The organism is Phytobacter cepae (assembly GCF_054165735.1).
Genome location: NZ_CM135107.1, coordinates 25729 through 38791, shown reverse-complemented (window position 1 = coordinate 38791; position 13063 = coordinate 25729). Strand labels below are relative to the sequence as shown.

13 protein-coding genes are annotated in these 13063 nt (G+C 54.1%); 7 read left to right on the top strand and 6 right to left on the bottom strand.

Translation table 11 applies throughout. The features are described from left to right. Window positions 1–94: 94 nt before the first annotated feature. Entirely contained in the window at window positions 95–1039 is a 945-nt protein-coding gene (locus ACUY4Q_RS00190; RefSeq protein ID WP_458045158.1) for a LacI family DNA-binding transcriptional regulator, read from the bottom strand. Window positions 1040–1333: 294 nt separating this feature from the next. On the opposite strand from ACUY4Q_RS00190, the gene ACUY4Q_RS00185 reads away from it, so the two are divergent. From ACUY4Q_RS00185 to ACUY4Q_RS00160, 6 genes are all read left to right on the top strand, one after another. Continuing rightward, window positions 1334–1648, top strand: a complete 315-nt coding sequence (locus ACUY4Q_RS00185) for a PTS sugar transporter subunit IIB (protein ID WP_458045157.1) — start codon at window positions 1334–1336, stop codon at window positions 1646–1648. 11 nt (window positions 1649–1659) lie between these two features. Further along, window positions 1660–2988 (top strand): PTS sugar transporter subunit IIC, encoded by a 1329-nt coding sequence (locus ACUY4Q_RS00180; RefSeq protein WP_458045156.1) that lies wholly within the window; start codon window positions 1660–1662, stop codon window positions 2986–2988. Between the two features lie 14 nt (window positions 2989–3002). Further along, on the top strand, window positions 3003–4391 hold the full coding sequence (gene gmuD / locus ACUY4Q_RS00175; protein ID WP_458045155.1) for a 6-phospho-beta-glucosidase GmuD: 1389 nt from the start codon (window positions 3003–3005) through the stop codon (window positions 4389–4391). 6 nt (window positions 4392–4397) lie between these two features. Beyond that, complete coding sequence (locus ACUY4Q_RS00170) at window positions 4398–4700, top strand: PTS lactose/cellobiose transporter subunit IIA (protein ID WP_437433110.1); 303 nt, start codon at window positions 4398–4400, stop codon at window positions 4698–4700. A gap of 148 nt (window positions 4701–4848) precedes the next feature. Then, window positions 4849–6228, top strand: coding sequence for a carbohydrate porin (locus ACUY4Q_RS00165; protein WP_458045154.1), 1380 nt, complete (start codon window positions 4849–4851; stop codon window positions 6226–6228). A gap of 537 nt (window positions 6229–6765) precedes the next feature. Next, the gene (locus tag ACUY4Q_RS00160) at window positions 6766–7671 is read left to right on the top strand and encodes an EamA family transporter (protein ID WP_458045153.1); all 906 of its coding nucleotides are present in this window, start codon (window positions 6766–6768) and stop codon (window positions 7669–7671) included. A gap of 562 nt (window positions 7672–8233) precedes the next feature. Here ACUY4Q_RS00160 and nepI read toward each other — a convergent pair. The 5 genes from nepI to ivbL all read right to left on the bottom strand — a co-directional run bounded on the left by nepI (window position 8234) and on the right by ivbL (window position 12330). After that, window positions 8234–9415, bottom strand: coding sequence for a purine ribonucleoside efflux pump NepI (gene nepI / locus ACUY4Q_RS00155; protein WP_458045152.1), 1182 nt, complete (start codon window positions 9413–9415; stop codon window positions 8234–8236). A gap of 108 nt (window positions 9416–9523) precedes the next feature. Continuing rightward, a complete protein-coding gene (locus ACUY4Q_RS00150; protein ID WP_458045151.1) occupies window positions 9524–9976 on the bottom strand; it encodes a DUF1198 domain-containing protein in 453 nt (150 codons plus the stop codon). Between the two features lie 176 nt (window positions 9977–10152). Then, window positions 10153–10443 (bottom strand): acetolactate synthase small subunit, encoded by a 291-nt coding sequence (gene ilvN, locus ACUY4Q_RS00145; protein WP_458045150.1) that lies wholly within the window; start codon window positions 10441–10443, stop codon window positions 10153–10155. Window positions 10444–10446: 3 nt separating this feature from the next. After that, window positions 10447–12126: an acetolactate synthase large subunit gene (ilvB, locus tag ACUY4Q_RS00140; RefSeq protein WP_458045149.1), complete on the bottom strand. Its 1680-nt coding sequence runs from the start codon at window positions 12124–12126 to the stop codon at window positions 10447–10449. Window positions 12127–12231: 105 nt separating this feature from the next. Continuing rightward, window positions 12232–12330 carry an ilvB operon leader peptide IvbL gene (ivbL, locus tag ACUY4Q_RS00135; protein WP_103281084.1) on the bottom strand — a complete coding sequence of 33 codons (99 nt, stop codon included), beginning with the start codon at window positions 12328–12330 and terminating at the stop codon, window positions 12232–12234. Window positions 12331–12857: 527 nt separating this feature from the next. Here ivbL and tisB point away from each other — a divergent pair. Beyond that, window positions 12858–12947 (top strand): type I toxin-antitoxin system toxin TisB, encoded by a 90-nt coding sequence (gene tisB / locus ACUY4Q_RS00130; protein WP_458045148.1) that lies wholly within the window; start codon window positions 12858–12860, stop codon window positions 12945–12947. Window positions 12948–13063: the final 116 nt, after the last annotated feature.

Below are 13063 nucleotides of genomic sequence, written 5' to 3'. Positions count from 1 at the left end.
TGGAACGCCTGCTGGCGCTTCGCTTACCAGGCCTACAGGCGCTTGCGCCGGCATTCGGAAAACAAAAGCCTCCAGGCGGAGGCTTTTTTCAGAGTTAGCGCTCAGGAATAATTAAATCCCCGCGTACCACGCAGGAACCCAGCACGCTTTTGGTTTTTTCATTGAGCCACGCCACAATGCGCGCCGCCATGGCATCCATTGAGTACTCAATGGCCGGTATTTTCGGTATGCCCGGCAAATGCAACGAACCGGCGAGGCTGAAGACCATGATGTCCCCCGGCACGGATTTATTGAACGCCTGCAATTGCGGAATGACCCGCTGGGCTTCCTGTTCGTCAGCCACCAGCAAGGCATTGAAATTCAGGGTGGTGGCATTATTGAGCAGCACCTGCAGCGCCACGGACGATGAGGTATCGTCCATGAAAATCAGATTGCGATTAAACGGCAGGAAATTGTTTTCCAGCGCGTGTTTATAACCGAGCAGCACCTGATCGGCAGAACCGCGAGCATCCGGGTGAATCAGTGCGATTTGTCTTCTGCCCTGGCTTATCAGGAAGTTGCACGCGGTTTCGGCAGCAAAAGCGTGATCAAACTGAATACTGTTGGGCGTATCCGATTCTGCACAGTCCACCAGAATGACATTGTCGTCGCTGATATCGAGCGGAAAACGCGCACCGATAATCAGGATGTCGTCGCACAGGCCGCAGGTCAGTTCATCCAGCGCGTTCATCACACCCGCTTTGGTATTCGCAAAGCGCAGCAGCAGGTGCTTTTGACTCTGGCTGAGGTGTTTTTCCAGCGCGTAGAGATAGCCCGTTGTCTGGTTGATATTTTCCTGGGCGCAGATAACGCCAATGCACCCTGTCGACTGACTCAGTAAGGACTGGGCGATAACATTAGGCCGGTAATTCAGCTCATCAACGGCTTTTAATACGGCGAGGCGACTGGCTTCCTTGACCCCGCGCGAACCACTCAACACCCGTGAGACTGTGGCTTTGGACACCCCAGCTAAACGCGATACGTCGTTGATTGTAGACATCTTTCTCCCCTGACAGACGACTTCATTGCGCCTGCAAAAACCAAGTACCACAACGGTTCATAATATAACCATCCGAAGTATATCCTTTTCTTTTTTTCATGGAAACCGATTTTCCGTTTGGACTCACTTGCTATCAAAAAAGCGTTAAATTCCGTGACCTGAATCCAGAAAAAAGACCTTATATCATCGAGATTTTGATGACTATCACACTTCTCTTGCGATCAAATGGAAACCGGTTTCCATATGTTATCCAATCGTCTCCGCAATAACTTTTTACATTCGAGGATGGTAACGATGTTCAGGATTATGTTGTGTTGCTCCGCAGGGATGTCCACCAGCTTGCTGGTGCGGAAAATGTTGGATGAGGCGAAGGAGCGGAATTTACCGGTCGAGATCGACGCCTTTGGCGTTGCCGAGTTTGATACGCAATTTCCACGATATCAGGTCGTGCTTCTCGGACCGCAGGTCAAATATATGTTAAACACGCTGTCAGAAAAGGCCGCTGCCGCCGGCATCCCAGTGCAACCCATCAATCCGATGGACTACGGGATGCAGCGTGGCGATAAAGTACTGGACTATGCCCTGTCGCTGATCGAAGCGGCGCACTAAAAGGTGAACCCATGAGTTCGTTATATCAGTCAATGATTGGCGTTATTGAGCAGTCCATTACCCCGCTGGCGGGCAAACTCGGACAGCAGAAGTACGTTATCGCCATTCGCGATGGCTTCACGGCCGCCCTGCCGTTCATGATCATCGGCTCGTTTATGCTGGTCTTTATCTTCCCGCCGTTCTCACCGGAAACCACCAACGGTTTTGCGCGTGGGTGGCTGGATTTTTCCACGCAGTACCGTGAACAACTGATGTTGCCTTTTAACCTCAGCATGGGCGTGATGACGTTCTTTATCTCGGTGGGCATTGGCGCCAGCCTGGGTCGCCAGTTCAATCTGGATCCGGTGATGACCGGCTTACTGGCATTTATGGCCTTCCTGCTGGTTGCGGCACCCTACCATGAAGGGCAGATCTCCACACAGTATCTCTCCGGCCAGGGCATCTTTACCGCACTGCTGACGGCAATTTACTCTGCCCGCGTCTATGCCTGGCTCAAGCAGCACAACGTGACCATTAAGCTGCCGAAAGAAGTCCCGACCGGCGTGGCACGTTCATTCGAAATCCTGATCCCGGTACTGGTGATTATCGGTACGCTGCACCCGCTTAACCTGTTTATTGAAGCACAAACTGGCATGATTCTGCCGCAGGCGATCATGCACCTGCTGGAACCGCTGGTCTCGGCGTCTGACTCCCTGCCTGCGATTCTGCTGTCTGTTCTGTTGTGCCAAATCTTCTGGTTTGCCGGTATTCACGGCTCGCTGATTGTTACCGGCATCATGAACCCGTTCTGGATGGCAAACCTCTCTGCAAACCAGGCAGCACTGGCGGCTGGCGCAGCACTGCCCCACGTCTATCTGCAAGGTTTCTGGGATCACTACCTGCTGATTGGCGGCGTAGGCTCGACGCTGCCGCTGGCCTTCCTGCTGCTGCGTAGCCGCGTACTGCATCTGCGTACCATCGGAAAAATGGGCGTGGTGCCGAGCTTCTTTAATATCAACGAACCGATTCTGTTTGGCGCGCCGATCATCATGAACCCAATGCTGTTCCTGCCATTCGTCTGCGTCCCGCTGGTGAACGCCGTACTGGCTTACGGTGCGACCCGCATGGGCTGGCTGGCACAGGTGGTTTCGCTGACGCCGTGGACCACGCCTGCGCCTATCGGTGCTTCCTGGGCTGCCAACTGGGCGCTGAGTCCGGTAGTGATGTGCCTCATCTGTATGGTGATGTCCGCCCTGATGTACCTGCCGTTCCTGCGCGCTTATGAGCGCTCATTGATGAAAACCGAAGAACAAAAAGCGCAGAGTAGCGCACCGATGGCGGAAACCGTCGGCAGTAACTGAACAAGGAGAGAACCATGAAATACGCATTTCCTGAACACTTCTGGTGGGGCAGCGCCTGTTCCGCACTCCAGACCGAAGGGGAAAGTACACAAGCGGGAAAAAGCGCAACCACCTGGGATGCCTGGTATGCCAGCCAGCCCTGGCGCTTCCACGGCCAGATTGGGCCACAGGATACGTCGACGTTTTACCAGCACTGGCGTCAGGATATCGCGCTGTTAAAGCAACTCAACCATAACAGTTTTCGGACTTCGTTGAGCTGGGCGCGCCTGATCCCGGACGGTACGGGCGAGGTGAATCCGCAGGCGGTGGCGTTTTATAACGACGTTATCGACGAACTGTTGGCGCAGAACATTACGCCATTCATCACCCTGTTCCACTTCGATATGCCGATGGTGATGCAGGAGAAAGGGGGCTGGGAGAGCCGCGAAGTGGTCGAGGCTTTCAGCCGTTACGCCCAGATCTGTTTTGAGCTTTTCGGTGATCGGGTTAATCACTGGTTTACCTTTAACGAGCCGATTGTGCCGGTTGAAGGCGGCTATCTGTATGATTTCCATTACCCGAACGTGGTGGACTTCAAACGTGCGGCCACCGTCGCGTACAACACCGTTCTGGCACATGCCAGCGCCGTGCGAGCGTTCCGTACCGGGCACCATGCCGGAGAAATTGGCATCGTACTGAACCTGACGCCCTCCTATCCGCGATCGCAGCATCCGGCGGACGTGAAGGCATCACATCATGCCGATCTGCTGTTTAACCGCAGTTTTCTCGATCCGGTATTGCGTGGCGAGTATCCCGCGGACCTGGTGGCGCTGCTTAAGGAGTACGGCCAGCTTCCCGCCTGCCAGCCGCAGGATGTGGCGCTAATTGCAGAAGGCAAAATCGATCTGTTAGGGATTAACTACTATCAGCCGCGCCGCGTGAAGTGTCGGGAAAATGCGGTTAACCCGGATTCCCCGTTTATGCCCGAATGGTTGTTTGATTATTACGAGATGCCGGGACGCAAAATGAACCCCTATCGCGGCTGGGAGATTTATGAACCCGGTATTTACGATATCCTCGTAAACCTTCGTGATAATTATGGCAACCCGCGCTGCTTTATTTCTGAAAATGGCATGGGCGTCGAAAACGAACAACGCTTTATTGAAAACGGTCAAATAAACGATCAATACCGTATTGCGTTTATTTCGGACCATCTGAAATGGCTGCATAAAGGGATCAGCGAAGGGTGTAATTGCCTTGGCTACCATATGTGGACATTTATTGATAACTGGTCATGGTGTAATGCGTATAAAAACCGCTACGGTTTTGTGCAATTAGATCTGAAAACCCAACAACGTACCATTAAGAAAAGCGGCGAGTGGTTTACTGCCACCGCAGGCAATAATGGTTTTGACGAAGAGTAAATGAATATGGTCGCATTAGAAGAAGCGGTAATGGAAATTATCGTTAACGCCGGTCAGTCACGCAGCTTGTGTTTTGAAGCACTGCGTGAGGCCCGTCTGGGTAACTTTACCGAAGCCAATAACCTGCTGCGTGAAGCAGACGGCTATTCACGACAGGCGCATCAGATGCAGACCAAATTAATTGAACAGGATGCCGGCGAAGGCCGGCAACCTATGACATTAATTATGGTGCATGCGCAGGATCATTTAATGACGTCATTACTGGCGCGTGAATTATCGGAGGAAATTATTCATCTTTATCAGCGTTAAGAGTGGAGAAGTGATTACGGTAAATTAGTTTAATCTGTACCCAAATTAAAAATAACAAAATCAGCTTGTTTTGATAAAGGCATGTTGTTCTGTCACATCAGGACGGGATGGTTATTGTCTGAAAACAACAAACTAAAATGAGATAATCATGAAATTAAATAAAACACTTCCAGTGGCACTGGCGGTTGCGGCTGCTCTTTGCTCTGGTTCGGTGATAGCACAAGAATTTACTCAGGAACAAATTGATGCCATCGTGGCGAAAGCGGTGGATAAAGCGCTGGCTGAACGTCAGGCGAAAATGGACGCTGCCATCAATAAAAAAGCGGACGTCATTACTGAACCGCAAACCACCGCGCAAACGCCGGATCTGGCGATCCCTTATGGCGTGAAATTCAGTGGTTATGCCCGTTACGGTGCCCATTACCAGACCGGCGATCAGAAATACGTGGGGGTCGACGGCTCGTACAACGGCTCCTCCGCGATTGGTCGCCTGGGTAACGAAGGCAACGGCGGTGAATTCCAGCTCTCCAAAGCCTTCAAAAGTTCGCACGGCGCTATCTGGGACGTCAACGTGATGTTTGACCACTGGGGCGACGAAGTTAACCTGAAAAAAGCCTACGCTGGCGTCACCAATCTGCTGGCATCCAACCCGAACGCCTACTTCTGGGCCGGTCGTGACTTCCATCAGCGTCCGCAACAGGGCATTAACGACTACTTCTGGATGAACCATGACGGCCAGGGTGCCGGGGTGAAGAACTTCGATATCGGTGGCGTACAGTTTGACGTTGCAACCGTCGCCTCCGTCGAGTCCTGTAATCCTGAAATGATTGATGATGGTGATAACCCGTCACGTATTTCCTGTACCGGCAGCTCTGGCACCGGCGACAAAGGTAACTATGCCGTCACCTCAAAAATTCACGGCATGAAAGTCGGCCCACTGGATCTGGAAATTTATGCCAACTACGGCTTTGATTCCAAAGCGATCGAGAGCGACGATCGCCTGAAAGCCTGGCAGGGCGGCGTGGTGCTGAGCCATACCAATGACAGCGGCGTGAATAAAGTTATCGCCCGTTACTCTGATAACTCAGATAACAGCGTTTACAACAAAACCGACGATCTGCAAACCATCTATGCCAGCTTCGAAGGGCTGCACAAGTTTACGCGTCAGATGCAGGTGGAGTATCTGCTTGCCTTCCATGACTACGACAACAGCTCGATTAAGACCGACAACCGTAAGAACTACAACGCCATCGTGCGCCCGATGTACTGGTGGAACGATGTCCATTCAACCTGGCTCGAACTGGGCTGGCAGAAAGTGGCGTATGACAAAGGCGGCGATAACGACGGCTGGAAAGCTACCCTGTCGCAGAACATCTCCATCGACATGGGACCGGAATTCCGCCCAATGCTGCGCTTCTACGTAACCGGCGGCGAAGTGGATAACAAGCGCACCGCGCGCGTGAACGGTACCGACGATAATAATCTGGATTCGTTTAATATCGGCGCGATGTGGGAAGCCTGGTTCTAATTGCTTATATGTATGGGGATACGGGGTTCCCGGAACAGAATACGAGCACGGACAATCCCCTCTCCTCTTTGGGGAGAGGGTAAGGGTGAGGGGAATATGCGGCTGTGAGGGCCATTCCGTTCACCTTATGTTCCTTGCTTTTCTGTCACGCCAGAACCCGTGAACGTGCCAGGGCGGTTCACCGCCACCGCCCTGGCGACCCGGGCTCCCGGCCAGGAAAATCGCCGCTGGCGCGGTCCACTTAGCGTATTCCTTCAGGCTTATCGGGGACGGGCGAAGGTAACCTCCGTGTAAAGTCGCCCTCGCCGCGCATCCCTGCGCGTCGCCCCGGCCTTACGGATACGCTTCGTCGATTTTCAGCCGGACCCTGTCATCGCTGTAAGTTTTTTATTCTCATGCCAAATAGCCATTGCAGCGAAATGAAAATTACCGGAGAAGTCTCTCCGTTTGAGGAGCACGGATGCGACCCCGATCACAATCTCCTTATGCTATGATGCGCGGCTTAATAATAAGCAATCAGCATGGCAGGACTGGAAAATGGGTTCCACAAAGAAAGGGATGCTTTACGTACTGGCGGCCGCCGTTCTATGGGGTAGTTCAGGCGTATGCGCGCAGTACATCATGGAGAGAAGTCATATTGATGCCCCGTGGCTGACAATGGTGCGTCTGTTGTCTGGCGGTGTGGTACTGCTCATCCTCTCGTTCTTTAACGGCGACAAGATTTTCTCGATCGTTAAAAATCGCAAAGACACCCTGAGCCTGCTGTTTTTCTCACTGTTTGGTGCGCTTATCGTGCAACTGACCTTCCTGGTCACCATCGAAAAATCCAACGCCGCCACCGCGACCGTGCTGCAATTTCTCTCGCCAACCATCATCGTGATGTGGTTTGCGCTGGTGCGTAAAAAGAAGCCCAGCCTGCCGGTGACGGCGGCCATTGGTACCTCGCTGCTTGGCACCTTCCTGCTGGTAACCCACGGCAACCCGACAACGCTGACCGTCTCTACCGAAGCCTTGATCTGGGGTATCGCCTCGGCCTTTTCTGCGGCGCTTTATACGACTTATCCGTCGGCGCTGATTGCCCGCTACGGTACGCTGCCGATTGTGGGTTGGAGTATGTTCCTGGCCGGTCTGATGCTGACGCCGTTTTATGCCGGACGTGGCAATGACTTTGTTATCGACGGCAACCTGGTGATGGCGTTCTTCTACCTGGTGATGATTGGCACCGCGCTGACCTTTAGCCTGTATCTCAAAGGGGCGCAGATGATTGGTGGATCCCGCGCCAGCATTCTGAGTTGTGCCGAACCGCTGAGCAGCGCCCTGCTGTCGGTCGCGCTTTTAGGCATCGCTTTCACCCTGCCGGACTGGCTGGGCACCTTGCTGATTGTCTCATCCGTGCTGCTGATTTCACTGGATTCCAGAAAACGGGTTCAGGTTTCGGCCTGAGACCCTCAGAGCCGCATGCTTCCCCCCTCACCTTCAAGGGCTAGGGAATCCCCACAAAAAAATGCGTGCACGAGCGGTCCCCTCACCCCACCAGCTGAGGAATCCCCAGAAAAAATGTATGCACGGACAGTCCCCTCGCCCCTCCGGGGAGAGGGTTAGGGTGAGGGGGAAAATGCAGCGCTGAGGGGCATTCCGTTCACCTTATGTTCCTTGCTTTTCTGTCACACCAGAACCCGTGAACGTGCCAGGGTGGTTCACCGCCACCACCCTGGCGACCCGGGCTCCCGGCCAGGAAAATCGCCGCTGGCGCGGTTCACTCAGCGTATGCCTTCAGGCTTATCGGGGACGGGCGAAGGTAACGTCCGTGCAAAGTCGCCCTCGCCGCGCATCCATGCGCGTCGCCCCGGCCTTGCGGATACGCTTCGCCGATTTTCAGCCGGACCCCTGTCATCGCGGTGACAGTTTTATTCTCATAAGGCAGTGTTATCGCTATAAAACGTAATATTACCAGGGATCCCTCAGCCCTCAGGGAGAGGAGAACGCTCTTGCCCGGATTAGCGACTCACTTCACCTTCACTTTGCTCGCCACCAGCAGCGCGGTGAGCAGCATCAGCGAACCGGCCAGCACCAGCGGTGAAAGCAGGCCCAGATTATCAATCGCATAGCCACCCACGGCGGCGCCACAGGTATTCGCCAGTTGAATCACTGCCACCTGAATCGACCCGGCTTTTTCAGCCTGGTCAGCCAGCGAACGGGTAATCCAGGTCGACCAGCCCACCGGAATCAGCGCAAACGCCAGCCCCCAGACAATGGCAATGCCTGATGCAACGACCTTATCGCTGCCCCAAAGAATCAGCACCAGCGCGCTAATTGCCAGAATCAGCGGCGCGCAGGCTAGCGCCAGCTTCACCGAGCGCTTTAGGATGTGCGAGGAGAACGAGGTACCCACAAAACTGGCAATACCAAAGCTCAGCAGCACCAGCGTCAGGCCGTCGACGTCGAACCCGGCCATATTCATATAAACCGGGCGAATATATGTAAAGAAGGAGAACTGCCCGGCGAAAGCCATAAAGATGGCGATCATTCCCGCCAGTACGCCGGGGCGCTTAAGCAAACCGAACATATTCTGATGATGTTCGGTTTGCCCCGGCATCGACGGCAGCGCTTTCCACACCCAGGCGATGCACAGCAGACCCATCACTGCCGCGCCGTTAAAGACATGACGCCAGCCGATAATGCCGCCAAGAAAACTGCCCAGCGGTGCGGCAATCACCAGCGCAATCGACACCGCACCGAAAATCACCGATAACGCTTTCGGGATCGTACGCGCCGGAACCAGACGCAGGGTCAGTGACGCGGACATCGCCCAGAAACCGCCGAGTGCCAGCCCCAACAGGGCGCGGCCGACCAGCATCAATGCAAAATTACTGGCAAACGAGACCAGCAGGCAGGAGAGCGTCAGCAGAATAGAAAAGGCGATCACCACATAGCGCCTGTCCGTTTTGCCGATGATGTTGGTAATAAACAGGCTGGCAAACATAGCAACAAACGCCGTGACGCTCACCGACTGACCGGCCACGCCTTCAGAAACGCCTAAGTCTTGCGCCATTGGCGTCAGCAGGCTGACCGGAAGAAACTCCACGGTAATTAAGCACGCGACACAAAAAGCCACGGCAAAAACCGCCGACCAGTTGGGCCGGGTGACGCCGTTGTGTAGGGGTTGCGCGCTGGATGTCTCAATCATTTTTGTAACCTGCCGTGGTGTTTTACCGTGAAAGTCGCGCAGTGTAACAAACAACGATGTGATCTATTTAACAGTTTGGCAACTTTTTGCTGCCTTTACGTACGACAATCAGTGAAGCCAGTGCACCCCGTCTTCGGGAACGAACAGGGTGTTGTAACGCATCTGGAAGGCGTTAAGTTCTGACACCTCTGGCTCCAGCTCTCGCAGAAAACCGAGGGCGAGGCGGATTTGCGCATCGGTTATGGGTACGGCCAGGCGCGCTTTTTGTAAGATCCGGTGCCAGTACTGCAGGTTGCGTTCGCTGCCGTCAACGATAAACACTTCCCAGATAAACAGTACCTGAGCGGCATTTTGCAGATGGGCTTCGTCCGGGCGGGCTAAGTAGCGGATAAATTCGTTGCCCGCACTTTTTCCCATCTGGTCAATCATGGTTTCTACCGGTACGGGCGTAATAGACAGCCGCTCACTTAAACGGCGCACGGCTCTGCGTGGTTCAGACGTTAACACTCTGAATCCGATGATAAAAACCGCAACCAGCGTCGCGAGCGTTAACCAAATCATGAAAACTCCTGCCACGTCATAGGAGGCACATCATAAAAGTAAATCGGCCAAAAAGAACAGCCTTAACCGCAGGTTACGGGGTAAATTGTCGCGTGAGGATCAGGCAGATGAGTGAAGTGGAGCGCTAACGCTCATAAAAAGGCCCGGTCAAGCCGGGCCAAGGATCGGAGCGTATCTTACTCGAAGAAGACCGCCAGCTTATTAAACATGCCTGGCGACGACTGATTGCGCACCACCTGCACCACATCTTCCAGTTTCTCAATCTGGCTTATCATCTGCTGCAGACGTTGATCGTCATTCACCAATAGCCAGATGCGGCTGTGCTCACTCTCTTTAATCGGCAAACAGAGGATGCCTTCGACGTTAAAGGCGCGGCGGGCAAACAGGCCGCAGACGTGGGTCATGACACCCGGATGGTTGCGCACGGTGAGTTCAAGGATGACGTTGTCAGAAGTTGTCTGTTGCATGGCTTATTCCCCCACCATTTCAGTATTAGCCGCACCCGGCGGCACCATCGGATACACTTTTTCTTCAGCGTCGATGCGCACATGGATCAGCGCCGGACCCGGGCGCGAGATAATCGCCTGCAACGCGGCATGCGGGTCAGATTCCGCATTCAGGTCGCAGCTTTGCAGGCCAAAACCGGCGGCAATCTGCATGAAGTTGATCATTCCCGGGTAGGTCGCCGCGAACACGCCCTGCTTGTAGAACAGGCTTTGTTGCTGATGCACCAGTCCCAGCGCTTCGTTGTTCATCAGGATGATTTTCACGTCCAGATTGTTCTCGGCGGCGGTCGCCATCTCCTGAATATTCATCATCAGGCTGCCATCGCCGGAGAAACAGATGACTTTACGGTCCGGGTTCCCCAGCGCCGCACCAATGGCCGCAGGCAGGCCAAAGCCCATGGTCCCCAGCCCCCCTGAGGTCAGCCATTGACGCGGGCGGTTCAGCGGATACGCCTGCGCGGTCCACATCTGATGCTGGCCCACGTCGGTCGAGATAATGGCGCTGTCGTCCACACAGGCGGCAACGGCGTTGATCAGGCCATAGTGCGTCAACGGATCGCCCGCCTGCGGAATGGCCGACGGGAACTCCTGCTGCAACTGGCTCACCGTGCTGCGCCACGCTTCACGCGCCTGCGCGTCAATATGCGGCAGCAGTTGCGCGACCACGTCACCCACGTCTCCCTGAATGGCGATATGCGGCTGCTTGATTTTGCCAAACTCGGCACGGTCGATATCGACGTGAATGATTTTGGCATTCGGGCAGAACTGCTCGGTTTTGCCGATCGCCCGGTCATCAAAACGTGCGCCCATAACAATCAATAAATCAGACTCTTGCAAAATAAAGTTGGTGCTGCGCGCGCCGTGCATCCCCAACATGCCCAAAGACAGGGGATGCGCTTTTGGCAATACGCCCAGCGCCATCAGCGTCATGGTGGTCGGCAGGTTGGCTTTTTCTGCAAGCTGACGAACGGCTTCTGCCGCATTAATCACCCCGCCGCCCAGGTAGAGTACCGGACGTTTTGCCGCGTTGATCATCGCCGCCGCGTCCTGCACGCTTTGCGGTTCGAACGCCGGGGCTGGCGCTTTATCGCCCGGCTCTGGCAACTCGCTCAGTTCGATAGTGGCGGTCTGAACATCTTTAGGAATATCTATCCACACCGGGCCTGGACGACCGGACTGCGCAATGCGGAAGGCGTCACTCACAACCTGCGGAAGCTCGGTGATGTCGCGAACCAGATAATTGTGCTTGGTGATGGGGATAGAAATACCGTAAGTGTCGACCTCCTGGAACGCGTCAGTGCCAATCATCGAAGCCGGAACCTGGCCGGTGATGCAAATCAGCGGGATGGAGTCGAGCCGCGCATCAGCGATGGCGGTCACCAGGTTAGTGGCACCCGGCCCGCTACAGGCAATACAGACGCCCGGTTTGCCCTGGGTACGCGCCATACCCTGCGCAATAAAGCCGGCACCTTGTTCATGGCGCGCCAGCACGTGACGGATTTGGGTGCTCTGACTTAATGCATCGTATAACGGGAGAACCGTGCCGCCAGGAATACCCGTTACCGTGGTAATGCCCTGGCGTTCCAGTAAATGAACGATCAGCTGTGCGCCGGTGTAGCGTGTTGTTGTGCCCGAACTTGCCATGCTCCAGTCCTTTTTCTTCTGGGCCGACTTTCCGGGCTGGTTAAAACAGAAAACCCCGCCCGGTTTGCGCCGGCGGGGTTTTGGAATCGTGTGTTGTTCCAGTCCCTACGGCGCGTTGCCGACGACCACCACCACACGCACGACGACCACCGCGGCGTTGTGCGCGGTTTTTAGTAGGTTCATCGTCATAGTGGAAGCGTTCATTTAGGAACTCGTGTTTGAATGAGTTAACAGGATTTATACAACCACAGGAAATCTTTTTGAACAACCGGTTTTTAGGGCTCAAAAAGAAAGTGGGTTATTGATCACATTTCCCTGGCCGGTGTCTGAAAACAAAAAACCCCGCCGGAGCGAGGTTTTAAGCCAGAGTATTGCGGGTGGTAGCCGCAAAGCACACTGTGTTACGTCAACAGTGAAACTATACGATTAATTCACCCTGTACGCAATTTCAGCACACAATTCAGGCAGTCTGAGTATGTGACAAGATATAAATTTCGTCCAGAAATAACTGTAAATATATACAGTGATTATTTATACTGATTCTGCTTTTCACAGTGTGAATAAGGGGCCGCGTTGATACTGGCGCATATCAAGTCCTGACTGAAACGGGTGGTGCCGTCAGTGCCTTAACCCCTTGAGAGCACACTGTGTTACGCCAACAAAACGGCTAGTTACAGGCAGCGGAAAGGTACGCCAGCCGGTCGTGCTCCTTTTGCCGAAAGGAGAAGCGTATGAGCAATACGGATATGGTTGTTCTTATCCTTAAACTCATTGTTGCTTTGTTGCAACTGCTTGATGCGGTCCTGAAATTTTTGCAGTAGTTCAGGTTCAAGTCGCACCAAAGGGGGACGGGAAACCGTCCCCCTTTAATAACCCTCATCAGCACAGGAAACCCTGGCCGATACCAAAATTCGTGTTACATTTTTATGACATTCAC

Bases quoted from the DNA above. Each gene is read 5' to 3' on its own strand.
- ACUY4Q_RS00190 (WP_458045158.1), bottom strand. From the start codon at position 1,039: ATGTCTACAATCAACGACGTATCGCGTTTAGCTGGGGTGTCCAAAGCC.
- ACUY4Q_RS00185 (WP_458045157.1), top strand. From the start codon at position 1,334: ATGTTCAGGATTATGTTGTGTTGCTCCGCAGGGATGTCCACCAGCTTG.
- ACUY4Q_RS00180 (WP_458045156.1), top strand. From the start codon at position 1,660: ATGAGTTCGTTATATCAGTCAATGATTGGCGTTATTGAGCAGTCCATT.
- gmuD (WP_458045155.1), top strand. From the start codon at position 3,003: ATGAAATACGCATTTCCTGAACACTTCTGGTGGGGCAGCGCCTGTTCC.
- ACUY4Q_RS00170 (WP_437433110.1), top strand. From the start codon at position 4,398: ATGGTCGCATTAGAAGAAGCGGTAATGGAAATTATCGTTAACGCCGGT.
- ACUY4Q_RS00165 (WP_458045154.1), top strand. From the start codon at position 4,849: ATGAAATTAAATAAAACACTTCCAGTGGCACTGGCGGTTGCGGCTGCT.
- ACUY4Q_RS00160 (WP_458045153.1), top strand. From the start codon at position 6,766: ATGGGTTCCACAAAGAAAGGGATGCTTTACGTACTGGCGGCCGCCGTT.
- nepI (WP_458045152.1), bottom strand. From the start codon at position 9,415: ATGATTGAGACATCCAGCGCGCAACCCCTACACAACGGCGTCACCCGG.
- ACUY4Q_RS00150 (WP_458045151.1), bottom strand. From the start codon at position 9,976: ATGATTTGGTTAACGCTCGCGACGCTGGTTGCGGTTTTTATCATCGGA.
- ilvN (WP_458045150.1), bottom strand. From the start codon at position 10,443: ATGCAACAGACAACTTCTGACAACGTCATCCTTGAACTCACCGTGCGC.
- ilvB (WP_458045149.1), bottom strand. From the start codon at position 12,126: ATGGCAAGTTCGGGCACAACAACACGCTACACCGGCGCACAGCTGATC.
- ivbL (WP_103281084.1), bottom strand. From the start codon at position 12,330: ATGAACGCTTCCACTATGACGATGAACCTACTAAAAACCGCGCACAAC.
- tisB (WP_458045148.1), top strand. From the start codon at position 12,858: ATGAGCAATACGGATATGGTTGTTCTTATCCTTAAACTCATTGTTGCT.